Below are 22374 nucleotides of genomic sequence, written 5' to 3'. Positions count from 1 at the left end.
GGGAAGAGGGCGATTGCTTGGTAGCAACCCTGCTTTTTTTTGATCGCCGGCGCTGTCGTCGCGGATGGTGGGTCGAGAAGCCTGGCGTCCGTATGGGCCAGAGGCTCAATCCACTACAGCGGCAACTTCCTCGGTATTGAAGTCAGCGGGCATCACGATTTCCAGCATTTCAATATCTTCGCTGTGGCCGACCTCGCGGTGGCGAATTTCAGGCGGCTGGTAAACGCAGGAACCGGCCTCAAGCCTGACGATGCCCTGGCCTTCGTAGTCAAACTCGATCCAGCCTTTCAGGACGTAAACCAGCTGGAATGTCGTCTGGTGCCGATGCGGCTGACTGGAGAAATCCGTGCCCGCTGCCGCGCGGATCACATGGGCATCGATGTGTCCGGCTGTCGCATGCTTGATGCCAAGATCCCGGTACTCGAAAAAAGACCTAAGCCCCCGCGCAAAGGTCGCGTCCCTGGCATGCGTTACGGTGAATCCAAGCGTTGTCATGATGCCTCCTGGTTGGTGGGCATCCAGCATAGCGCCCCTCCAGGCACCGCGTTTACCGCATTGCGCGCGTTTCCGGATTGCAACTGATCGCGAGCAACCGGTACACAGCAAGCGGTTGGCATGAAGTTGCCGTTCACCCATCCATAAGCTATTAAAATAATAGCTGTATAGGCAATCAGAACGTGCGCTAGAGGCCTAAAACACTACATTTTTGACTGGAACACCAGCCCGGCGTGCTCGCGCAGCGCATGGAACTTGATCTTCGGCCATTGCTGCTCGACGGCGCGCAGCGTGGCGCTGTGGTCCACCAGCAGCGTCGGCGCATCCACCGCGTCCAGGGCAACCCGGTGCGCGTTGGCGTCCATGAATTTTTTCAACTCGTTCGCATCGTCACACGTCACCCAGCGCGCCAGGTTGAAATTGCTTTGCAGGATGCGCGCCTTGACGCCGTACTCATGCTCCAGCCGGTGCGCCACCACCTCGAACTGCAACTGACCGACCGCGCCTAGCAGCAGCAATGAACCGGCAATCGGCCTAAATACCTGAATCGCGCCTTCTTCGCCCAGCTGTGTTAGGCCGGCGCGCAGCTGCTTGCTGCGCAGCGGGTCGGCCACTTCCACCGCGCGGAACATTTCCGGCGCAAAGAAGGGCAGGCCGGTGAACTGCAGCGCTTCGCCCTCGGTCAGCGTGTCGCCGAGTTGCAGCACGCCGTGGTTGGGAATACCGATGATGTCGCCGGCAAAAGCAGTATCTAACAACTCGCGTCGCTGGCTCATAAAGCTGACCACCGTGTTGGGCCGCAGTTCCTTGCCGCTGCGCACCACCTTGAGCTTCATGCCGCGCGTGAATTCGCCGCTGGCCACGCGCAAGAAGGCAATGCGGTCGCGGTGCGCCGGGTCCATGTTGGCCTGGATCTTGAACACCACGCCGGAAAATTTCTTTTCCTCCGGATGCACGATGCGCTGCATGGCTGTGCGTTCTGCCGGCGCGGGTGCCAGGTCCACCAGCGCATCAAGCACTTCCTGCACGCCGAAGTTGTTGATCGCCGAGCCGAAAAACATTGGCGTCTGCTGGCCGGCCAAAAACGCTTCGCGGTCGAATTCGGGCGAGGCGCCTTCAAGCAACTCCAGCTCATCCTGCGCCTGGGTGAATTCGGCGCCAAAGCGTTTGGTGGCTTCGGCATTGTCCAGGCCGGCCAGGATTTCATCGTCGCCGCCGGCCTTGTCCTCGCCGGGGCTGAAGACGCGCATGCGTTTTTCGCGCCGGTCATACACGCCGTGGAACAATTTGCCCATGCCCACCGGCCAGGTGAAGGGCACGACGGCCATGCCGAGTTCGCGCTCGATCTCGTCCATGATGTTCATCGGGTCCTGCACCTCGCGGTCCATCTTGTTGACGAAGGTCAGGATCGGCGTGCCGCGCGCGCGGCAGACCTGCAGCAGGCGGCGGGTTTGCGGCTCGACGCCGTTGGCCGCGTCAATGACCATCAGCGCTGCATCGACGGCGGTCAGCACACGGTAGGTGTCTTCAGAAAAATCCTGGTGGCCGGGCGTGTCGAGCAGGTTGATGACGCAGTCGCGGTATTCCATCTGCATGACCGAGCTGGCAACGGAAATGCCGCGCTGCTTTTCGATTTCCATCCAGTCGGACGTGGCATGGCGCGCGGCTTTTCTGGCCTTGACGCTGCCGGCGATCTGGATTGCGCCTGAGAACAGCAGCAGCTTTTCCGTCAGCGTGGTCTTGCCCGCGTCAGGGTGGGAAATGATGGCAAACGTGCGGCGGCGCTTGACTTGTTTGGCGATTTCAGTTGTTTCGGACATAACCGCTGATTATCGGCGAGCCGGCCGGCTTGCCCGGCCTTCCGCCGGCGCGTGTTCCTGATGGCGCCAAACGAAACGGGCATCGTGAAAGGAAAAAACGGCGCCGAGTCAGTCCTTTGCGCCTCTGGAAACTGCCTGCTTTTCAGCGCCCCGCATGCCGCTCCTGCGCCTTGCCGGCCTGGCGAACCTGAACCGCATGGTTGCCGCTTTGGATGGCCGTGCCTTCGGTGCTGGCATCCAGCTGGTTGTCATAGTCCAGCATGCTGGCACCCTGCGCGGCGTCAAGATGCCAGATGCGGATGCGCAGCCGGTCTGCTGCGCCGTCTGCGTTGTGGGCGCTGTTGTTGTGGCTCGCATGACCTCTGTCGTTTTTGTCATTCCCGTCGTTGCCGGGACCGTCTTTTGTGCCATCGATGAGCGTCACCCTGAATTTATAGCCACTCGCGCCATTGAGGCTGCCGCTGCCCTGGTACTGCGCGCGAGCGCCCTGGACATTGAGCCAGTCGTAGCCGCTGCTTTCAAAATGCAGCCCCGCACTAGCCAGCTGAAACCGGGTCTGGCTCCTCGGCTTTTGTCCTGTCTCCTCAGCGCGTATCCGGGTGCTGAAGGTGGCGCGTCCCGCCAGCCCGGGATACGGCCTGTAAGCCCCTGGCGGCGAAGCGATGGCGAGCCTGGCGCTGGCGAAGCTGTCGCCAGAAGGCTTGAGCAGCACCAACTTCCTGTCGGCATAGCCGAGGATGGCGCCGCCCTCCGAGATCGCTGTCGCCAAAGTCACCGTCAGCCCGGCAGGCGCTGTCGGAATGCGCGTATTGAGGTCCACCAGGCCCTCGGCTGCCGTCCAGATGAACGCATGCGGGAGCGGACTGGTTGCGCTGGTGCCGGACGTGCCGACCACCTGGCCCGAGTCATTGAGGTCAGCGGTGGCTGAAGACACGCCGCCAGCCAGTGTGCCGAGGTCAAGCATGCGGCCGGCGGTGGGTCCTGTGGGGCTCCAGAAGAAGGCATGTCCCAAGGGAGCAGCAGCGGGGTCGGTCCCGTTGGCCGTGTCGGAGTTGCCTACGACCTGTCCCAGCGCGTTGAGTGCCAAGGCGTCTGAATTCCGGCCGCCGAGCGTGCCCAGATCCTGCATGCCGGCCGCCGCGGTCCATAAAAAGGCATGGTGCCGCACTCTGTTTGGTAATCCGCGCAAGGGTCCGAACTCGATGTTGGAACTGCCTGCGACCTGGCCCTCGTCATTCAGGGCCGTAGCGCTGCTGACGTCCCCGCGCCCCAGTGTGCCGAGGTCGCGAATGCCGCTCCCAGGCGTCCACAGAAAAGCATGTGACGGCAAACCCGCTAGGGGGTTCCCGAAGGTGCTGAACGCGCCGCCGGTCACCTGGCCCAGGGCATTCACATGATTGGCTGACACAGGGAAGAAACCGGGAATCGGCAGCGTGCTCAGATCGAGCATCCCAAGCCCTTCGGTCCACACGAAGGGATGAGATGAGAACTGCCCGCTGACGACCGGTTCGATGTGTTCGGTGACGCCTGCCACCTGTCCCGCCGCATTGATGGCTCGCGCGGTGGAACTGCCGCCGGCCGGCGCCCCGAGATCGATGACGGCGGGAGTGGTGCGGCCGGCCGTAGTCCAGCGCAGGGCATGCGCGGGGCTCGTGGTGGTGTAGCCGGCGATCTGCGCCGCATCGTTGATGGCGGCCATGTAGCCCAGTCCCAGGTCCTGGATGGCTCGGCCGTTGTAGAGCAGCGCGTGTGGCCCGTCTGGGCGAAGGCTAGTGAAGGCGACCTGGCCGGAGGCGTTGATGCTTTCAAGCGGTGCCATGGCGGGATCGGCTTCGAGCATCACCACGTCGTAAGTCGCCGCGACGAAGGGCACCGGCTCGACCAACCCGTTGACCTGCATCGCGTCCACTGTATTGAGACCTGCCTGGGATGCATTGACCGCATCATCGCTGCCGCCTCCGCCTCCGCCTCCGCCTCCGCCACAGGCTGCCAGGGCCACCAGACATTGAACAAGCCCTGTTCGCCATGCGACCCTGGCGTAAGGTGTGATTGCATGCTTCATGGCGCACCTCCTTTTGCATCGTCTGCTCGGTCATCGCAGGGCTGAGAGCGCTTCAACACATGGGGGCATACACGGGTCTGTTGACCTGCCGCCCTGTCCGCAGTGGCATGGCGCAGACAAAGCTCTGAAATCTCATGATAGGCCGCTGCTCCCAGCAAGCAAGCTGTGCAGTCTGTAAGAATTGTTTTCTGTTGCGCGTACGAGCTGGCGGTGTCTGGTCCCTTAACGCACGTGCCACGGCGCCATGCGCTTTGATGACACGCCCGGCGCCTTCTTCGGCCACTGGGCGCAGCAGGCCCGAAGGGGCTGCAGGCCGGCTAATCCGGCTCGCGCAGGAAACGCGGCTGGCGAACGCCGCCGATCACCACTTCCTCTTGGAACATCGCCGCCGGCCGCACCCACAGGCCGCGCTCTCCGTACAGCGCACGGTACAGCGTCATCGGCTCCAGGGTTTCACTGTGGCGCACCGTACCGATGACTTCGTAAGGCAGGTCTTTATAGTGGCGGTAAAGTCCGGGCGGGGTTTCAATCAGCGGCGGCAAAGAATCTGGCATGGGCAATCAACAGGCAAGAGAAGCTGGGACAATAGGGGCATGCATCCTAACGCCTTACTCGACTGTTGTACCGAGCTTCTCAAGCAGGTTCTTAAATTTGACCACCCCGCCGACATGGTGGTGTCACGCTATTTCCGCGAAATGCGGCTGGGTCCGCGTGAACGTGCCACCGTGGCAGAAACCATCTATGGCGTGCTGCGCAAGAAAAACCTTTACGTCTACATGGCCCAGCACGGCTACGGCGTGCCCGAGCGGCGCCTGGCTATCCTGGGCTTTGCCGCGCCGCGCGACTTCCTGAGCGGCGCGCTGACCGACCAAGAGCAAGACTGGCTGTCGCGCTGCGACCAGGTCAAGCCGGCAGACCTGATGGAGTTGCACCGCCACAACCTGCCGCAGTGGCTGGTCGAGCCGCTCAAAGCGCAGCTGGGAGACGATTTCTGGCCGCTGGTCGAAAGCCTGAACACGCAGGCCGGGCTCGACCTGCGCGTCAACACCTTGAAGGATAAACGGGCTGATGTGCAGAAGGAGCTTGCGCGAGCAGCTATTAAAACCGTAGCAACGCCGTATTCACCCTGGGGCTTGCGCTTGACCGACAAGCCCCAGCTGGCGAATGTGGACGCCTTCAAGCGCGGTGCCATTGAAGTGCAGGACGAAGGCTCGCAGTTGCTGGCGCTGCTGGTCGATGCCAAGCGTGGCGAGATGGTGGTGGACTTTTGCGCCGGTGCCGGTGGCAAGACCCTGGCGCTGGGCGCGTCCATGCGCACCACCGGCCGTTTGTATGCGTTTGACACGTCGGCGCACCGGCTGGCCGCGCTCAAGCCGCGCCTGGCGCGCAGTGGCCTGTCGAACGTGCATCCGGTGGCGATTGCGCATGAACGCGACGACCGCATCAAGCGGCTGGCCGGCAAGATCGACCGGGTGCTGGTCGATGCGCCGTGTTCGGGCCTGGGCACGCTGCGGCGCAACCCGGACCTGAAATGGCGCCATAACCCGAAGGCGATTGAAGAGTTGACCGCCAAGCAGACCGCCATTTTGCAGAGCGCCGCGCGTCTGGTGAAGCCGGGCGGACGGCTGGTGTATGCCACCTGCAGCATCCTGCGCGAGGAAAACGAGGCCATTGCCGAGGCCTTCAGCGTTGCGAATCCTGACTTTCAGGTGCTCGAAGCCGCGCCCCTGCTGACGCACATGGGCGTCGAGCATGCCGAAAAACTCTGCCGGGGTCCGTACCTGCGGCTCTGGCCCTATCTGCACCAGACCGACGGATTTTTTGCGGCGGTCTGGCAAAAGGTCTGAAGCGGCATCCGCCTGCAAAATCTATGAGCAAGCCGAACTGGCCTTATTGCTGAAGCCGGTTTACCGATGCTGCGGCCGTTGCTTGCACGTTGAAGGGTCTTTGTAATTAAGGCCCATCAATTTATAATCGAAGGTTGTCTGGCGCCACCCTTGGAGACAAGCCCTGAATACGTGGCGGTCCTGGACTCATCCCAAAGGACTTTTATGTTTTTGTTCGATGCCGCCCTCGATTGGCTGGCAAACGGCCTGCTGGCAGCAAGCTGGTGGCAAATCGTGCTTTACGCGCTGGTGACGACCCACATCACCATTGTCAGCGTGACTTTGTACCTGCACCGTCATCAGGCGCATCGTTCGCTGGACCTGCATGCCATTCCTGCGCACTTTTTCCGCTTGTGGCTATGGCTGGCCACGGGCCAGGTCACCAAGGAATGGGTCGGCGTACATCGCAAGCACCATGCCAAATGCGAGACCATGGAAGACCCGCACAGCCCGCAGGCCCATGGCATCAAGACTGTGCTGTTCACCGGTGCCGAGTTGTACCGGGCCGAGACAAAAAACCTGGAAACCATCACCAAATACGGTCGTGGCACCCCCGATGACTGGATTGAGCGCAATCTCTACACCCGCTACAGCTGGCAAGGCGTTGGCCTGATGCTGGTCATCAACTTGGCACTGTTCGGTGTTGCCGGGCTGAGCGTGTGGGCGGTGCAGATGATGTGGATTCCCATCACGGCGGCGGGCATCATCAACGGCATTGGCCACTATTGGGGTTACCGCAATTTCGAGGCGTCCGATGCCAGTACCAATGTGTCGCCCTGGGGCATCATCATTGGCGGCGAAGAGCTGCACAACAACCACCACACCTACCCCACGTCTGCCAAGTTCTCGGTCAAGCCGTATGAGTTCGACATTGGCTGGGGCTACATCCGCGCCATGGAAATGGTCGGTCTGGCTGCTGTGAAAAAAGTGCCACCTCGGCTCAAGCTGGGCGTCGTCCAGCCTTTGGCCGACGAGCGGACGCTCGAAGCCCTGATTGTCCACCGCTATGAGGTCATGGCCGGTTATGCCCGCGAACTGCGCCGCGCCGGCGAGGTTGAAATTGCCTTGCTGAAAGCCAAAAAAGCCGATGTTTCGATGCTGAAGCTGGCCAATCGCTGGCTGCACCGCGATGAAGACAAGGTGCCGCCAGCCGTCAGGCCTCAGGTGGCGCAAGCCCGTGCGGACTATCCGGTGCTCGACAAGATGGTCACCATGCGCGAGGAGTTGCGCCAGTTGTGGCTGAGCACCTCCGCGTCGCGCGAGCAACTTGCTGCGGACCTGCAGGCCTGGTGCCATCGGGCCGAAGAAAGCGGCATTGCTGCGCTGCGCGAATTTTCGATGAAATTGCGTTCTGCCCGCGCCTGAGCTATTTCGCATAGACTTTTTTTGACCAACAGGAAAGCCGCTGGAGCGAGCCATCGCTGCAGCGGCTTTTTTGTGACCACTTGATTCATTGAATCTGTTTACCGCCTCTCGTGTCGCTGCAGATTCTTCAGCAATCCATGAACCATGAACTTCGGCGACGGATGGCAACGGGCGCCGGCAAGGCGAAGCCGCATTATCGGTATATGTTTTTATGATCAGGGGCTAAATGAATCATTTCGGGCATAAAAAAACCCGCTGTGATGACAGCGGGTTTTTTTGGCAACACCCGAAGACGTTGCACAAGCATCAAACTGAATTATTTCAGTTTCATTTCCTTGTATTCCACATGCTTGCGTGCCTTGGGATCAAATTTCATGATCAGCATTTTTTCAGGTGTGGTCTTCTTGTTCTTGTCGGTCGTGTAGAAGTGACCGGTGCCAGCTGTTGATTGCAGCTTGATTTTTTCGCGTCCGCCTTTAGCCATGGTAGTTCTCCTTAAACTTCACCGCGGGCACGAAGGTCCACCAGGACTGCATCGATGCCGTTTTTGTCAATCAAGCGCAGACCGGCTGCGGTGATGCGAAGGCGCAAGAAGCGCTTTTCGCTTTCAACCCAGATACGGCGGTACTGCAGATTGGGCATGAACCGACGCTTGGTTTTGTTGTTTGCGTGAGAAACATTGTTTCCCACCATCGGGCCTTTGCCCGTTACCTGACAGACGCGTGCCATGAGCGCACTCTCCGTAAAAAATTAGAAATAGGATGCTGAAAAACCCGATGGGCCTGTGCTGGACAGACCCTACGAATGCTCAGCTAAGCCATAAATTATAGCTTGAAAACAAAATTACCCAAAGTCTGATGGTTTGGCTGCCCGGTAAATGCGTCCGGGCGCCATGCGTTGGAAGACCGGATTTATTCGTTTTGTTCCAGAAACCGCTGGGCATCGAGTGCGGCCATGCAGCCGGTGCCGGCGCTGGTGATTGCCTGCCGGTACACGTGATCCTGAACGTCGCCTGCCGCGAACACGCCTGGAATGCTGGTCATCGTCGCCATGCCCTGCAGTCCCGTCCTGGTGATGATGTAGCCATCTTTCATCTCCAGCTGGCCGTCAAAAATGGCTGTGTTCGGATGATGGCCGATGGCTATGAAGCAGCCTTTGAGCGCAAGGTCTTGGGTGGCGCCGGTTTTGGTACTTTTCAACCGGACGCCGGTGACGCCTGACGCGTCCCCCAGCACCTCGTCCAGCGTCTGGTGCAGTTGCAGTTCAATCTTGCCGCTGGCGACTTTTTCATGCAGCTTGTCGATCAGGATGGCCTCGGCCTTGAAGGTGTCGCGGCGATGCACCAGCGTGACCTTGCTGGCAATGTTGGACAAATACAGCGCTTCCTCGACCGCCGTGTTGCCGCCGCCTATCACGCAGACTTCTTGCTCGCGATAGAAAAAGCCGTCGCAAGTGGCACACCCGGAAACGCCGCGCCCCATGAACGCGGTTTCCGATGCCAGTCCCAGGTATTTGGCTGACGCGCCGGTGGAAATGATCAGGGTGTCGCAGGTGTAGGAGCCGCTGTCGCCAGTCAGGGTGAAGGGGCGCTGGCTCAAATCGACTTGGTTAATGTGGTCGAAAATGATTTCAGTGTTGAAGCGTTCGGCATGCGCCAGGAAGCGCTGCATCAGTTCGGGCCCCTGGACGCCGTCGACATCGGCCGGCCAGTTATCCACGTCGGTAGTGGTCATCAGTTGGCCTCCCTGGGCCATGCCGGTGATAAGCATCGGTTTGAGGTTGGCACGCGCTGCGTACACGGCAGCCGTATAGCCAGCCGGGCCTGAGCCAAGAATGAGAACTCTGGAATGTTTCATGATGTAGAACCCGATGGGTAAGTGTTGGAACTCAGGTAGAGTCGGCTCGCGTATGTGTTCAGCAAGGTAAAAACTTTGACAGTATCTGTATTTAGCAAAAGCGCGGCCATTGTAAGAAATCGCCTGGCGATTGTCGGCCATGGGGTTGAAGGGGCAAACGCATGACCGCCACCATGGTGTCCCGGCTTGATCTGCTTCGCCGCGTGCCTCTTTTTTCAATGCTCACCACCAGCCAGGCGGTGTCGGTTGCCGATGCCGTGGTCAAGCGGCGTTACCGCAAGGGCGAGCTGATTGTCGAGCAGGGGCAAAAATCCTGTGCCTTGACTATTTTGCTGACCGGTCGCGCACGCGTGGTGAGCCGCGACGCGCGCGGGCGCGAGGTGATCCTGGCGACCTTGCGCCCCGGGGATTTCGTGGGCGAAATGAGCCTGATCGACCAGGCGCCGCACTCGGCGTCCGTGATCGCCGAGTTGCAGACCGATACCTTGGTGATGGACCAGCTGGCGTTCACGCGCTGCCTTCCTGACAGCGACTCGATGGCCTATGCGATGCTCAAGGGATTGGTGCATCGACTGCGCCAGGCCGATCGCAAGATTGAATCCCTGGCCCTGATGGACGTGTACGGCCGGGTGGCCGGCACGCTGCTCGATTTAGCCGCGGAGGCCCTGCCCGACGCCGACGGTGCGGCCATGATTCACGGCAGGGTATCGCGCCAGGACGTGGCGAAAATGGTTGGCGCTTCTCGCGAAATGGTCAGCCGGGTGATGAAGGACCTGGAGGAGCGCGGCTTTATTGAAACGCAGGACAACGGTTCGCTGCTGGTGAGGCCGCATCTGGATTCACTGGTCTGACCGGACGCGCTTACAGTCAGAGACTGTTCCCCGAACCCAAAGCTTCGCCCAACTGCGTTAAGCTTCAAGACCCGTTTATGACTTACTCGCTAGATACCCTGAACTCCAGAAATTCTCCTGCTGCGGGCGCGCCCGGCGGCTTTAAACGTGTAGCCCGCGAAGTTGGCCTGATCCTGGGACTGGTGGGTCTGATTCTCTGGATGGCCGCTTTGTTGAGCTACTCGCCGCAGGATGCGGCCTGGTCAACCTCCGGGAATCCGGATGCTGCCAGTGGCACTTTGGTGGCTGCCAGGAACTGGGGCGGCTTTTTGGGTGCCTGGCTGGCCGATGCCAGCTACTTCTTGCTGGGATTTTCGGTTTGGTGGGCGCTGGCCGCCAGCGCATGGGTCTGGGTGCAGTCCGTGACGCGCGGACTGCGTCGCAATTCGCTGGCACCGGAACCTATCCCGAACCGCGTCTGGTTCTGGCTCGGACTGGTGTTGCTGCTGACGGCCAGTGCCGCGCTGGAATGGTCGCGCCTGTACCGCTTCGAATTCAGGCTTCCGGGCCATGCAGGGGGCGTGATTGGTTATGTGCTGGGCAACGTGGGCGTCAAATGGCTGGGATTTGCCGGATCGGGCCTGGTCTTTATTGCGCTGGGTTTGATTGCCGTGGCCAGCGTGTTCAATTTTTCCTGGGGCCGCGTCGCCCTGCGTCTGGGTGCCAGGATTGACAGCATCATGGCCTTGCGCCGTGAAAAACGCGAACTCGCGCAGGATCTTGCCGTGGGCAAGCAAGCCGCCCGCGAGCGCGAAGAGACGCTGAGCGATGAACGCACTGGGACCGAGGCACATCACCCGGTGCCGGTCATCATCAAGCAGCCGGCGGTCGAAGTGCTAAAAAGTGAGCGTCCCGCCAAACCCAAACCAGGTGTGCCGGCAAACGCCACGCCAACCGTGGCGGCCGTCGCACCAGCCGCTGCGCCAGTCTTCCCTTTTCCCTCTGTGTCCGGGGTGACGCACGTGCCTGCCGCGCCGGCTCTGCTGGCCGCAGCACCTTCGTCGCAGATGGACTCCCACCTGCCACAGGTCAGTTTGCTCGACACCGCCTTGCTGCGACAGGAAAGCGTGGCGTCCGAAACGCTGGAAATGACCTCGCGCCTGATCGAGAAAAAGTTGAAGGACTTCGGTGTCGAGGTGCGTGTCGTCGCTGCAGCGCCCGGCCCGGTCATCACGCGCTATGAAATCGAACCGGCCACCGGCGTCAAGGGCTCGCAGGTCGTCACACTGGCCAAGGACCTGGCGCGCGCGCTGAGCCTGGTGTCGATCCGGGTGATCGAGACCATTCCCGGCAAGAACTACATGGCGCTGGAACTGCCCAACGCCAAGCGGCAGATGATCAAGCTCAGCGAAATTCTGGGCTCCAAGGTCTACCACGACGCCACCTCGCTGCTGACCATGGGCCTGGGCAAGGACATCGCCGGCCATGCGGTCGTCGCCGACCTGGCCAAAATGCCGCACTGCCTGGTGGCCGGCACCACCGGCTCGGGCAAGTCGGTGGGCATCAACGCGATGATCCTGAGCCTGCTCTTCAAAGCCGATCCACGCGACGTGCGGCTGCTGCTGATCGACCCGAAGATGCTGGAAATGAGCGTCTACGAAGGCATTCCGCACCTGCTGGCGCCGGTCGTCACCGATATGCGCCAGGCCGCCCACGGCCTGAACTGGTGCGTCGCTGAAATGGAAAAGCGCTACAAGCTGATGAGCAAGCTCGGCGTGCGCAACCTGGCCGGCTACAACGCCAAGATCGACGAGGCCAATGCCAGCGAGGAGTTCATCTACAACCCCTTCAGCCTGACGCCTGACGCGCCGGAGCCGCTGGAGCGCCTGCCTTATATCGTCGTGGTGATCGACGAGCTGGCCGACCTGATGATGGTGGTTGGCAAGAAGATTGAAGAGCTGATTGCGCGCCTGGCGCAAAAGGCCAGAGCCGCCGGCATCCACCTGATACTGGCCACGCAGCGACCCAGCGTGGACGTGATCACCGGCCTGATCAAGGCCAACATTCCGACGCGCCTGTCCTTTCAGGTAAGCAGCAAGATCGACAGTCGCACCATTTTGGACCAGATGGGCGCCGAGGCCTTGCTGGGCATGGGTGACATGCTTTACATGCCGAGTGGTACGGGCTTTCCCATCCGCGTGCATGGTGCGTTTGTGAGTGACGAAGAAGTTCACCGGGTCGTCGCCTACCTCAAGAAGCAGGGAACCCCCAACTACATCGATGGTGTGCTCGAAGGCGGCACGGTCGAAGGCGAGGGCGGCGACCTGTCGGGCGATGCGGGCGGCGAGAAAGACCCGATGTACGACCAGGCGGTGGAAGTGGTGATGAAAAACCGCAAGGCCAGCATTTCGCTGGTGCAGCGTCACCTCAAGATTGGCTACAACCGCGCCGCGCGGCTGGTCGAGGACATGGAAAATGCCGGGCTGGTCAGCGCCATGAGTGGCAGCGGCCAGCGTGAAATCCTGGTGCCCGCAAGGGCGGAGTGAACTTGATGAAACGTTTTTTTGCTACTTTTTTAATAGCTTCATATGTAGGCACAGCATGCGCAAACGGCCTGGAAAGCCTTGAAACCTTCGTCAAGACGGTGAGCAGCGGCCGCGCCGACTTCACGCAGGTCGTGACCGCGCCCGCCCGCGAGGGCCAGACCGCCCGCAGCAAGACCTCCAGCGGCACTTTCGCATTTTCCCGGCCCAACCGTTTCAAGTTTCTTTACCAAAAGCCTTTCGAGCAAAGCATCGTCGCCGACGGCCAGACCTTGTGGCTCTACGATGCCGACCTGAACCAGGTCACCGCGCGCAAGCAGTCTGCCGCGCTGGGCTCGACGCCTGCCGCGCTGATCGCCGCCGCGCCCGATCTGCGCGCGTTGCAGGCTGATTTCACGCTGGCCGCCGCACCTGAAAAGGACGGCCTGGAATGGGTCGTGGCCACGCCCAAGGCCAAAGACGGGCAGCTGCAAGCGGTGCGCGTCGGCTTTCGCGCGGGCAAGCAACCCGCAGCGCAAACGGCTGAACTTGCGGCGCTGGAAATTCTCGACAGCTTCGGCCAGCGCTCGGTGCTCACCTTCAGTCAGGTAGAGGTCAACCCCAGCCTGCCCAAAGACGCGTTCCAGTTCACTTCGCCCAAGGGCGCGGACGTGATCCGGCAGTAAACCGGCTGCCCTGCCGCGCAGGGCTGCTGGCAGCAGCGCGGCAAGGCAGCAAAAGCAAGGCGCCTCTTTCATGGCCAAGTCCCCCCCATCGACGCATCAACCCCTGGCCGAGCGGCTGCGGCCCAAGAACCTGGGCGAAGTCATCGGCCAGCAGCATTTGCTGGGCGAGGGCCTGCCGCTGCGCATCGCCTTTGAATCGGGCGAGCCGCACAGCTGCATTCTGTGGGGACCGCCCGGCGTGGGCAAGACCACCATCGCCAGGCTCATGGCCGGCAGCTTCGACGCGCATTTCATCACCATTTCCGCTGTACTCGGCGGCGTCAAGGACATCCGCGAGGCGGTCGAGCAGGCGACGATCTGGCAGGCGCAGGGCGGTCGGCGCACCATCGTGTTTGTTGACGAGGTGCACCGCTTCAACAAAAGCCAGCAAGACGCCTTTTTGCCGCATGTCGAAAGCGGCTTGTTCACCTTCATTGGCGCGACCACCGAAAACCCGTCCTTCGAGGTCAATTCGGCCCTGCTGTCGCGCGCGGTGGTGTATGTGCTCCAGCCGTTGGCGGAAACCGATCTCAAGAAAATTGTTGCCAGAGTCCTTTTGGAGCGGGCGCTGCCAGCGATAGAAAAAATAGCAGACGAAGCGGTGGACCGGCTCGTGGCTTATGCCGATGGCGACGCCCGCCGGTTGCTCAATACGCTTGAATCGCTCAGCGTCGCCGCCAAATCCGAAAAAATCACCGCCGTGACCGATGCCTGGCTGCTCAAGGTGCTGGGCGAGCGCCTGCGCCGCTACGACAAGGGCGGCGAGCAGTTCTACGACACCATCTCGGCGCTGCACAAGTCGGTGCGCGGTTCCGACCCCGACGCTGCCCTGTACTGGTTCATGCGCATGCTCGACGGCGGTGCCGAGCCGCGCTACATGGCGCGCCGCCTGATCCGCATGGCCAGCGAGGACATAGGCCTGGCCGACCCGCGCGCGCTGCGCCTGGCGCTCGATGCCGCCGAAGTCTATGAACGGCTCGGTTCGCCCGAGGGCGAACTGGCACTGGCGCAATGCGTGGTGTACCTGGCAGTCGCGCCAAAGTCGAATGCGCTTTACAAGGCTTTCAACGAGGCCAAGGCCTTCATCAAGCAAGATGGCACCCGGCCGGTGCCTATGCACCTGCGCAATGCACCAACAAAGCTCATGAAGCAGCTCGATTACGGCAAAAACTACCGCTATGCGCATGACGAGGAAGATGGCTTTGCGGCAGGCGAAAACTACTTCCCCGAAGGCATGGTCGCACCGGGCTTTTACAGGCCTGTCAACCGCGGCCTGGAGATCCGGATTGCCGATAAGCTCAATGAACTGAAGGCAAAAAACCATCAGAAAAACTGATGCCTGGAAAATCCCGCTGATGCAACATGCTTCCACCAAAATATTTCAATTCGTCTAGGGTTTACCCCGGAAAAACAGTTTGACTGGCGCGATTCTCGCTATAACCCTGTGGCTACAATTCGCCCACTAGCTCGCCACCTCCCCCGGTCATTTCACCGGAGACAGGCGGGCTTTTTGTTAACTTGCGTGTTTTCACGGTGATGCTGTGCAAGCGCGACGCCGGCAGAGTTGGCTCATTAAAATAAACGGAGCGGATATGGAAGTTTTGCTACAGCAAATCATCAACGGACTGGTCCTGGGCAGCATGTACGCCTTGATTGCCCTGGGTTACACCATGGTGTACGGCATCATCAACCTGATCAATTTTGCGCATGGCGAAGTGCTGATGGTTGGGGCGCTGACAAGCTGGACCATCATCGGCTGGATGCAGGAAGCCATGCCCGGCGCGCCGGGCTGGCTGATTCTGCTGGTCTCCCTGCTGATTGCTTTTGTGGTGTGCGGCGCGCTGAACTACACCATCGAAAAAATTGCTTACCGGCCACTGCGCAATTCGCCCCGACTGGCCCCACTGATCACTGCCATCGGCATGTCGCTGTTGCTGCAAACGCTGGCAATGATCATCTGGAAGCCCAACTACAAGCCTTATCCCACCTTGCTGCCTCCCGTGCCCTACGAGTTTGGCGGCGCCGTGATCACCGTGACCCAGATCCTGATTCTGGGTGCGACGGCGGTGACGCTGTCAATCCTGATGTGGCTGGTGCATTACACCAAGCTGGGGCGTGCCATGCGTGCCACCGCTGAAAATCCCCGCGTGGCGGCGCTGATGGGCGTGCGACCCGACACCGTGATTTCCGCCACCTTCATCATCGGTGCTGTCCTGGCCGCGCTGGCCGGTGTCATGTACGCGTCCAACTACGGCACGGTGCAGCACACCATGGGTTTTTTGCCGGGGCTGAAGGCGTTCACCGCCGCTGTGTTTGGCGGCATTGGCAACCTGGGCGGCGCGGTGCTGGGCGGCATCCTGCTGGGGCTGATCGAGGCCATTGGCGCGGGCTACATCGGTCCGCTGACCGGCGGTGTGCTGGGCAGCCAGTATTCCGATATTTTTGCCTTTATCGTGCTGATTTTTGTGCTCACGCTGCGACCGTCCGGCCTGCTGGGTGAACGTGTGGCGGACCGGGCCTGAAGGCCGGGCAATCGAGCGACCCCCACAAGGAGAAAATTCATGAATACCAAAAAAATTACGACCTTTTTGATCGTGGCACTTGGATTGCTGGTGCTGCCCTTGCTGCTGCAACAAGGCGGCCACGCCTGGGTGCGGATTGTCGACATGGCGCTGTTGTATGTGCTGCTGGCGCTCGGGCTCAACATCGTGGTCGGTTACGCCGGTCTGCTCGACCTGGGTTACGTGGCTTTCTTTGCCGTCGGCGCCTACCTGTTTGCATTGCTCGGATCGCCGCATCTGGCCGAGGCTTTTCCATGGATTGCCGCAAATTTTCCGAACGGCCTGCACCTGCCGATCTGGGCGACCATACCTATGGCTGCATTGGTGGCCGCGTTCTTCGGCATTCTGCTTGGCCTGCCAGTGCTCAAGTTGCGCGGCGACTACCTGGCCATCGTCACGCTGGGCTTTGGCGAGATCATCCGGGTGTTTTTGAACAACCTGGACCGCCCGATCAACCTGACGAACGGCCCCAAGGGCATCAACCAGATTGACTCGATCAAGTTCTTCGGCTTTGACCTGGGCCAGTCGCACAACTTTTTCGGCATTGAATTTGCCTCGGTGTCGATGTATTACTACCTGTTTCTGGCGCTGGTGATTGTCTCGGTCATCGTTTGCGACCGGCTGCAAAAGTCACGCATCGGCCGCGCCTGGATGGCCATTCGCGAGGACGAGATTGCCGCCAAGGCCATGGGCATCAACACCCGCAACATGAAGCTGCTGGCCTTTGGCATGGGCGCGACCTTCGGCGGTGTGTCGGGCTCGATGTTTGCGGCCTTCCAGGGCTTTGTCTCGCCGGAATCGTTCAGCCTGATGGAGTCGATCATGATTGTCGCCATGGTGGTGCTGGGCGGCATCGGGCACCTGCCCGGCGTCATTCTGGGGGCGCTGCTGCTGGCCGCGATGCCCGAGGTGCTGCGCCATGTGGCCGGGCCGCTGCAGGCCATGACCGACGGCCGGCTGGACTCGTCCATCCTGCGCCAACTGCTGATCGCGCTGGCCATGATCACCGTGATGCTGCTGCGCCCGCGCGGCCTGTGGCCATCGCCCGAGCACGGCAAGTCGCTGAACAAGCGCCCCGGCAAAGACCCCATCGAGTCCATCAACCCTTAAGGAGAATGGACATGAGTGAAACCATTTTGAATGTTTCTGGTGTTTCCAAGCGCTTTGGCGGCCTGCAGGCGCTGAGCGATGTCGGCATCAAGATTGAACGCGGCCAGGTGTATGGCCTGATCGGCCCGAACGGTGCCGGCAAGACGACGTTTTTCAATGTGCTGACCGGGTTGTACACGCCCGACAGCGGCACCTTCGAGCTGGCCGGCAAGCCCTACAAGCCGACGGCGGTGCACGAAGTGGCCAAGGCCGGCATTGCCCGCACCTTCCAGAACATCCGGCTGTTTGCCGACATGACGGCGCTGGAAAATGTCATGGTCGGGCGGCATGTCCGCACCCATTCCGGCCTGGTGGGCGCCATATTTCGCACGCCCGGCTTCAAGCGCGAAGAAGCGGCGATTGCCAAGCGCTCGCAGGAGTTGCTCGACTACGTGGGCATCGGCAAATATGCCGACTACAAGGCGCGCACCCTGAGCTACGGCGACCAGCGCAGGCTGGAAATCGCCCGGGCGCTGGCCACCGACCCGCAGCTGATTGCGCTCGACGAGCCCGCCGCCGGCATGAACGCCACTGAAAAAATCCAGTTGCGCGAACTGATTGACCGCATTCGCAAGGACAACCGCACGATTTTGCTGATCGAGCATGACGTGAAGCTGGTCATGGGCCTGTGCGACCGCGTGACCGTGCTCGACTACGGCAAGCAGATTGCCGAAGGCGTGCCGGCCGATGTGCAGAAAAACGAAAAAGTGATCACCGCCTATCTGGGCTCAGGTCATTAAGGAAGCAAAACCATGGCAACAAACACACTTCTGAAAATTACCGGTTTGCAGGTGGCTTACGGCGGCATCCAGGCGGTCAAGGGCATTGATTTCGAGGTCCACGACGGCGAATTGGTGACGTTGATCGGCTCCAATGGCGCCGGCAAGACCACCACCATGAAGGCGATTACCGGCGGCTTGCCGATACTGGCTGGCGACATCGAATACCTGGGAAAGAGCATCAAGGGGCGCGGCGCCTGGGACCTGGTCAAGGAAGGCCTGGCGATGGTGCCCGAGGGGCGCGGCGTGTTCGCCCGCATGACCATCACCGAAAATTTGCAGATGGGCGCCTACATCAGGAGCGACAAGGCCGGGATTGCCGACGACATCGAGAAAATGTTCGTGCTGTTCCCGCGCCTGCGCGAGCGCAAGGACCAACTGGCCGGCACGATGTCGGGCGGCGAGCAGCAGATGCTGGCGATGGGCCGGGCGCTGATGAGCCGGCCCAAGGTGTTGCTGCTGGATGAGCCGTCGATGGGCCTGTCGCCGATCATGGTGGACAAGATCTTCGAGGTGGTGCGGGACGTGTCGGCGCTTGGCATGACGGTGCTGCTGGTCGAGCAGAACGCGAGCCGGGCCTTGGGCATTGCGAACCGGGGCTATGTGATGGAGTCGGGCAACATCACGATGAATGGCGACGCCAAGTTGCTGCTGGACGATCCACGGGTGCGGGCGGCTTATCTGGGTGAGTGATTTTTGACTATTTAGGCTGTTTGCGTTTGTTCTGCTTGCGTTGGTAGCTATTGAATTCATAGTCTCTTGACTCTTTTGAGTTTTGCTGGCCGGGGGTTGCCCGGCGGCAACTCACTTTCTTTTGGCTATCGCCAAAAGAAAGTAAGCAAAGAAAAGGCGACCCGGCTGTCCGGGTCCCTGCGCTTCGCTTCGGGCAACCTGCGCTGCCCCGAAAAAACGGGGGGCGGCGCAAACTCGCTCCACTGCGTTTCGCTCAAACAGCGCGCCGCCCTGATCCCGTTTTTTCAGTTCATCACAGGCCCAGCCAGAACGGGTGGAAGATGAATACCGAAGACCGGACAACTCAACTTGCATAGTCAAGCTGCTATTTATTCAGTAGCTGCTTTCGTAGACAGGATGTGCGCAAAATCCCTTAAAGGCTCAAAAATCAGTCCACCCGCGCGCCGGACGCCTTCACCACTTTTTCGTACTTGGCACGCTCGCTTTTCATGAAGGCCTCGAACTGCTCGGGGGAACTGGCGACGGGTTCGGCCATCAGCATGCTGAACCTGGCCTTGTTTTCGGGCGCCTTCAGCGCCGCGACAAACGCCTGGTTCAGTTTGGCAACCACGTCACGGGGTGTGGCGGCGGGTGCCACCAGTCCCCACCAGGTGTCGATCTCGAAACCCTTCAGTGTTTCGGCCATGGCCGGCACCTCGGGCAAAAAGGCGCTGCGCTGCGCCGTCGTCACCGCCAGCGCTTTGAGCTTGCCGGCCTTGATGTTGCTTGATGCGGTCGCCAGGTTGTCGAAATTGAAATCGACCTGGCCGCTGAGCAGCGCCAACTGGGCCGGGTTGCCGCCGTTGTAGGGAATGTGCAGCGCAAAGATGCCGGCTTGCGACTTGAACAGCTCGCCGGCCAGGTGGCCCGCGCTGCCGTTGCCGCCGCTGGCATAGTTGAGCCTGGCCGGGTTGGCCTTGGCGTAGCGGATCAGGTCGGCCAGCGTGTTGATGTTCAAACGGCGCGCGGTGTCGGCATTCATCACCAGCACATTGGGCACGCGCACCATCTGCGTGATGGCGGCAAAGTCGCTGGCCGCGTCGTACGGCATCTTGCTGTAGAGCCAGGGGTTGATGGCATGCGTGGCGACCGCCGCGATGCCGAGGGTCAACCCGTCGGGCGCGGCCTTGGCGATTGCATCGACGCCGATGTTGCCGCCGGCACCGGGCCGGTTTTCAATGATCACCGTGCCCAGCGATGCCTTCACGCTGTCGGCCATCAGCCGCGCCGTCACGTCAATCGGGCCGCCCGATGCATACGGAACGATCAACCGGATGACCTGGCCTGAAGGCGCGGACGACTGGGCCAGGGCCGCCGGCGAAGCGACTGCCGCCAGGACGGCGCCCAGCGCCAGCGCGCCAGTGGCGAGCAGCGAGTTGCGGCGCAGGGGATAAAAGATGGAAGGTTTATTTTTCATTGAAATTTTTAATAAAAAGTGCCGCTGGCGCACGGCCAGATTGAACAGTCTGCTATTAATTTTGATTCATGCGCTGTGAACGTTTCAGTTGTTTCAGGTCTTTAGTGCCTTGTCTGCTTCGGTGGTGAACGCGTCGGCAAAGAACTCTTCCGTCGGCAGGCCCGCCAACTCGGTGAAGTCGCGCTGCGCCGACTCGACCACGATGGGCGCGCCGCAGGTATACACCTGGTGGCCCGAGAGGTCGGAAAAATCTTCCAGCACCGCTTGGTGGACAAAGCCGGTGCGGCCCCGCCAGCCGTCCTCGGGCAGCGCGTCGGACACCACCGGCACATAGCGCAGGTTCGGCATCTCGGCCACCCGGGCCTCAATCCAGTCGGTCATGTACAGGTCGATGGGGCGGCGTCCGCCCCAGTACAGCACGGCAGGACGCACGATGTGCTTGAACTGCATGTGCTCGATGATGGCCTTGAGCGGCGCAAACCCGGTGCCCGAAGCCACCATCACGATCGGCTTGGCGCTGTCTTCGCGCAGGAAAAAGCTGCCGTACGGCCCTTCAACGCGCTGGATTTCCTTTTCCTTCATGGCGGCAAACACATGGTCGGTGAACTTGCCGCCCGGCATGTGGCGGATGTGCAGTTCGATGCCGGGCGTTTCCAGCTGGGTATAGGGCGCATTGGCCATCGAGTACGCACGCCGGTCGCCGTCACGCAACAAGAACTCGACATACTGGCCGGCGTGGTACTTCATGGTGTCGCTGGCGGGCAGCTGCAGGCGAACCACCATCACGTCGGGCGTCGCGCGCACCAGGCTGGTCACGCGCACCGGCATCTTGCGGATCGGGAAAGCGCTTTCGTCGGTCACCTGGCGCGACTCCAGCACCACGTCGCTGTGCGCCACGCCGCAGCAGGTCAGGATGAAGCCGGCGGCTTCTTCTTCGGCCGACAGCGCTTTGAGCTGGTGCGCGCCGTGCGTCACCTGGCCTTCGAGCATCTTGCATTTGCACGACCCGCAGGCGCCGTCCTTGCAGCCGTAGGGCAGGCCGATGCCCTGGCGGATGGCGGCGGCCAGCAGGGGCTCGCCCTCATTGGCGCTAAAGCTGCGGCCGCTGGGCAGCACATTCACGTTGAAACTCATAGTCGGTATCCTTGGGCGTTTTGCTGCTGTCGTTGTGTCACCTGACGGGCCGTTCCCCGGCCACCCCCAATTTTGCCTTCAAACATGAATCCCCTCGGCGCGCTGCCCGCGCGTTTTCGCCGCCAGCGCGTGCTCATCATCGGCTGCGGTGATGTCGGTCTGCGCGTGGCCCGGCAACTGCCGTCCAGAATCAAGCTCATCGCACTGACGTCGTCGCCGGACCGGCTGCCGTCCTTGCGCCAAGCGGGCATCACGCCCTTGCTTGGCAACCTCGACGCGGCGGCCACGCTGCGCCGGCTGGCCGGACTGGCCACGCGGGTGGTGCACCTGGCACCGCCGCCCAACCACAACCCCAACTGGCGCGATGACCCGCGCACGCTGGCCCTGCTGCGCACGCTTCGGCTGCGCAGCCTGCCCGACGCGCTGGTGTACGGCTCGACCAGTGGCGTCTATGGCGACTGCGGCGGCGCGCTGGTGGATGAAACCTGGGGGCCAAGCCCGAACACGCCGCGCGCGCAGCGCCGGGTGCATGCCGAAGGCCAGGTGCGGCTGTTCGGCCGCGCCACCGCAACGCCGGTGCATGTCCTGCGCATTCCGGGCATCTATGCGACTGACCGCGAAGGCGGCACGCCGCGCGGCCGTCTGCTCAAGGGCACGCCGGTGCTGCGCCGTGAAGACGACGTCTACACCAGCCATATTCACGCTGACGACCTGGCCCGCGCCTGCATCGCGGCGCTGTGGCGTGGAAAACCGCAGCGCATCAGCAACGTCTGCGACGACACGCAATTGCTGATGGGTGACTATTTCGACCTGGCGGCCGACCTGTACCGCCTGCCCCGGCCGCCCCGCGTGGCGCGCAGCGCAGCCAACGAGCAGTTGCCACTCATGCTGCTGAGCTTCATGAGTGAATCACGCCGGCTGGACAACCGGCGGATGAAAAAGGAGTTGCGCCTGGCGCTGCGTTATCCAGGCGTCAGCGACGGGTTGGGTGGTTTGAAGGGTTAAAGCAGGCCGGTTGACCCCTGCCGGGCGCCAGCGCGT

21 protein-coding genes are annotated in these 22374 nt (G+C 61.4%); 12 read left to right on the top strand and 9 right to left on the bottom strand.

All coding sequences use genetic code 11. The features are described 5' to 3' along the window. Positions 1-105: 105 nt before the first annotated feature. From H4V98_RS17005 to H4V98_RS16990, 4 genes are all read right to left on the bottom strand, one after another. On the bottom strand, positions 106-495 hold the full coding sequence (locus H4V98_RS17005) for a cupin domain-containing protein (protein WP_196864102.1): 390 nt from the start codon (positions 493-495) through the stop codon (positions 106-108). Between the two features lie 203 nt (positions 496-698). Then, entirely contained in the window at positions 699-2315 is a 1617-nt protein-coding gene (locus H4V98_RS17000) for a peptide chain release factor 3 (protein WP_196864103.1), read from the bottom strand. A 142-nt stretch (positions 2316-2457) separates the two neighbouring features. Then, a complete protein-coding gene (locus tag H4V98_RS16995; RefSeq protein WP_280757755.1) occupies positions 2458-4377 on the bottom strand; it encodes a hypothetical protein in 1920 nt (639 codons plus the stop codon). Between the two features lie 317 nt (positions 4378-4694). Further along, complete coding sequence (locus H4V98_RS16990) at positions 4695-4931, bottom strand: DUF1653 domain-containing protein (RefSeq protein ID WP_196864105.1); 237 nt, start codon at positions 4929-4931, stop codon at positions 4695-4697. A gap of 39 nt (positions 4932-4970) precedes the next feature. On the opposite strand from H4V98_RS16990, the gene H4V98_RS16985 reads away from it, so the two are divergent. Then, the gene (locus tag H4V98_RS16985) at positions 4971-6224 is read left to right on the top strand and encodes an RsmB/NOP family class I SAM-dependent RNA methyltransferase (protein ID WP_196864106.1); all 1254 of its coding nucleotides are present in this window, start codon (positions 4971-4973) and stop codon (positions 6222-6224) included. 204 nt (positions 6225-6428) lie between these two features. Next, on the top strand, positions 6429-7628 hold the full coding sequence (locus tag H4V98_RS16980; RefSeq protein WP_196864107.1) for a fatty acid desaturase: 1200 nt from the start codon (positions 6429-6431) through the stop codon (positions 7626-7628). Between the two features lie 316 nt (positions 7629-7944). Here the strand turns inward: H4V98_RS16980 and rpmG are convergent, their stop codons facing one another. The 3 genes from rpmG to trxB form a co-directional block, all read right to left on the bottom strand. Further along, on the bottom strand, positions 7945-8112 hold the full coding sequence (gene rpmG / locus H4V98_RS16975) for a 50S ribosomal protein L33 (RefSeq protein ID WP_196864108.1): 168 nt from the start codon (positions 8110-8112) through the stop codon (positions 7945-7947). Positions 8113-8123: 11 nt separating this feature from the next. Further along, positions 8124-8357, bottom strand: a complete 234-nt coding sequence (gene rpmB / locus H4V98_RS16970; RefSeq protein ID WP_196864109.1) for a 50S ribosomal protein L28 — start codon at positions 8355-8357, stop codon at positions 8124-8126. A gap of 182 nt (positions 8358-8539) precedes the next feature. Continuing rightward, positions 8540-9484 carry a thioredoxin-disulfide reductase gene (gene trxB / locus H4V98_RS16965; RefSeq protein WP_196864110.1) on the bottom strand — a complete coding sequence of 315 codons (945 nt, stop codon included), beginning with the start codon at positions 9482-9484 and terminating at the stop codon, positions 8540-8542. 161 nt (positions 9485-9645) lie between these two features. Here trxB and H4V98_RS16960 point away from each other — a divergent pair, with 161 nt between their 5' ends. From H4V98_RS16960 to H4V98_RS16920, 9 genes are all read left to right on the top strand, one after another. Further along, entirely contained in the window at positions 9646-10335 is a 690-nt protein-coding gene (locus H4V98_RS16960) for a Crp/Fnr family transcriptional regulator (RefSeq protein ID WP_196864111.1), read from the top strand. A gap of 77 nt (positions 10336-10412) precedes the next feature. Then, a complete protein-coding gene (locus H4V98_RS16955; RefSeq protein ID WP_280757754.1) occupies positions 10413-12860 on the top strand; it encodes a DNA translocase FtsK in 2448 nt (815 codons plus the stop codon). Between the two features lie 5 nt (positions 12861-12865). Then, positions 12866-13522, top strand: a complete 657-nt coding sequence (gene lolA / locus H4V98_RS16950) for an outer membrane lipoprotein chaperone LolA (protein WP_196864113.1) — start codon at positions 12866-12868, stop codon at positions 13520-13522. A 70-nt stretch (positions 13523-13592) separates the two neighbouring features. Continuing rightward, positions 13593-14897 carry a replication-associated recombination protein A gene (locus tag H4V98_RS16945; RefSeq protein WP_196864114.1) on the top strand — a complete coding sequence of 435 codons (1305 nt, stop codon included), beginning with the start codon at positions 13593-13595 and terminating at the stop codon, positions 14895-14897. 256 nt (positions 14898-15153) lie between these two features. Further along, entirely contained in the window at positions 15154-16083 is a 930-nt protein-coding gene (locus H4V98_RS16940) for a branched-chain amino acid ABC transporter permease (RefSeq protein ID WP_196864115.1), read from the top strand. Positions 16084-16122: 39 nt separating this feature from the next. Further along, positions 16123-17232 (top strand): ABC transporter ATP-binding protein, encoded by a 1110-nt coding sequence (locus tag H4V98_RS16935; RefSeq protein ID WP_196864116.1) that lies wholly within the window; start codon positions 16123-16125, stop codon positions 17230-17232. Between the two features lie 11 nt (positions 17233-17243). Then, positions 17244-18011, top strand: a complete 768-nt coding sequence (locus H4V98_RS16930; protein ID WP_196864117.1) for an ABC transporter ATP-binding protein — start codon at positions 17244-17246, stop codon at positions 18009-18011. A 12-nt stretch (positions 18012-18023) separates the two neighbouring features. Beyond that, the gene (locus H4V98_RS16925; protein WP_196864118.1) at positions 18024-18743 is read left to right on the top strand and encodes an ABC transporter ATP-binding protein; all 720 of its coding nucleotides are present in this window, start codon (positions 18024-18026) and stop codon (positions 18741-18743) included. 66 nt (positions 18744-18809) lie between these two features. After that, complete coding sequence (locus H4V98_RS16920; RefSeq protein ID WP_280757753.1) at positions 18810-19067, top strand: hypothetical protein; 258 nt, start codon at positions 18810-18812, stop codon at positions 19065-19067. Positions 19068-19170: 103 nt separating this feature from the next. On the opposite strand, the gene H4V98_RS16915 is transcribed toward H4V98_RS16920, so the two are convergent. Continuing rightward, positions 19171-20199: a tripartite tricarboxylate transporter substrate binding protein gene (locus tag H4V98_RS16915; RefSeq protein ID WP_280757752.1), complete on the bottom strand. Its 1029-nt coding sequence runs from the start codon at positions 20197-20199 to the stop codon at positions 19171-19173. 93 nt (positions 20200-20292) lie between these two features. Then, positions 20293-21333 (bottom strand): CDP-6-deoxy-delta-3,4-glucoseen reductase, encoded by a 1041-nt coding sequence (locus H4V98_RS16910; protein ID WP_280757751.1) that lies wholly within the window; start codon positions 21331-21333, stop codon positions 20293-20295. A gap of 72 nt (positions 21334-21405) precedes the next feature. Between H4V98_RS16910 and H4V98_RS16905 the strand changes: the two genes are divergently transcribed. Continuing rightward, positions 21406-22338: an NAD-dependent epimerase/dehydratase family protein gene (locus H4V98_RS16905; RefSeq protein ID WP_280757750.1), complete on the top strand. Its 933-nt coding sequence runs from the start codon at positions 21406-21408 to the stop codon at positions 22336-22338. Positions 22339-22374: the final 36 nt, after the last annotated feature.

This window comes from Polaromonas sp. CG_23.6, from assembly GCF_029892315.1.
Classification (GTDB): domain Bacteria; phylum Pseudomonadota; class Gammaproteobacteria; order Burkholderiales; family Burkholderiaceae_C; genus Polaromonas.
This window is presented reverse-complemented; position numbering and strand designations above follow the sequence as displayed.

Excerpts from the sequence above, each read along its gene's own strand:
- H4V98_RS16940 (WP_196864115.1), top strand. The coding sequence starts at position 15,154 with ATGGAAGTTTTGCTACAGCAAATCATCAACGGACTGGTCCTGGGCAGC.
- H4V98_RS16930 (WP_196864117.1), top strand. The coding sequence starts at position 17,244 with ATGAGTGAAACCATTTTGAATGTTTCTGGTGTTTCCAAGCGCTTTGGC.
- H4V98_RS16945 (WP_196864114.1), top strand. The coding sequence starts at position 13,593 with ATGGCCAAGTCCCCCCCATCGACGCATCAACCCCTGGCCGAGCGGCTG.
- H4V98_RS16915 (WP_280757752.1), bottom strand. The coding sequence starts at position 20,199 with ATGAAAAATAAACCTTCCATCTTTTATCCCCTGCGCCGCAACTCGCTG.
- H4V98_RS16955 (WP_280757754.1), top strand. The coding sequence starts at position 10,413 with ATGACTTACTCGCTAGATACCCTGAACTCCAGAAATTCTCCTGCTGCG.
- rpmB (WP_196864109.1), bottom strand. The coding sequence starts at position 8,357 with ATGGCACGCGTCTGTCAGGTAACGGGCAAAGGCCCGATGGTGGGAAAC.
- H4V98_RS16925 (WP_196864118.1), top strand. The coding sequence starts at position 18,024 with ATGGCAACAAACACACTTCTGAAAATTACCGGTTTGCAGGTGGCTTAC.
- H4V98_RS17005 (WP_196864102.1), bottom strand. The coding sequence starts at position 495 with ATGACAACGCTTGGATTCACCGTAACGCATGCCAGGGACGCGACCTTT.
- H4V98_RS16980 (WP_196864107.1), top strand. The coding sequence starts at position 6,429 with ATGTTTTTGTTCGATGCCGCCCTCGATTGGCTGGCAAACGGCCTGCTG.
- lolA (WP_196864113.1), top strand. The coding sequence starts at position 12,866 with ATGAAACGTTTTTTTGCTACTTTTTTAATAGCTTCATATGTAGGCACA.
- H4V98_RS16935 (WP_196864116.1), top strand. The coding sequence starts at position 16,123 with ATGAATACCAAAAAAATTACGACCTTTTTGATCGTGGCACTTGGATTG.
- rpmG (WP_196864108.1), bottom strand. The coding sequence starts at position 8,112 with ATGGCTAAAGGCGGACGCGAAAAAATCAAGCTGCAATCAACAGCTGGC.
- H4V98_RS16910 (WP_280757751.1), bottom strand. The coding sequence starts at position 21,333 with ATGAGTTTCAACGTGAATGTGCTGCCCAGCGGCCGCAGCTTTAGCGCC.
- H4V98_RS16960 (WP_196864111.1), top strand. The coding sequence starts at position 9,646 with ATGACCGCCACCATGGTGTCCCGGCTTGATCTGCTTCGCCGCGTGCCT.
- H4V98_RS16990 (WP_196864105.1), bottom strand. The coding sequence starts at position 4,931 with ATGCCAGATTCTTTGCCGCCGCTGATTGAAACCCCGCCCGGACTTTAC.
- trxB (WP_196864110.1), bottom strand. The coding sequence starts at position 9,484 with ATGAAACATTCCAGAGTTCTCATTCTTGGCTCAGGCCCGGCTGGCTAT.
- H4V98_RS16995 (WP_280757755.1), bottom strand. The coding sequence starts at position 4,377 with ATGAAGCATGCAATCACACCTTACGCCAGGGTCGCATGGCGAACAGGG.
- H4V98_RS17000 (WP_196864103.1), bottom strand. The coding sequence starts at position 2,315 with ATGTCCGAAACAACTGAAATCGCCAAACAAGTCAAGCGCCGCCGCACG.
- H4V98_RS16985 (WP_196864106.1), top strand. The coding sequence starts at position 4,971 with ATGCATCCTAACGCCTTACTCGACTGTTGTACCGAGCTTCTCAAGCAG.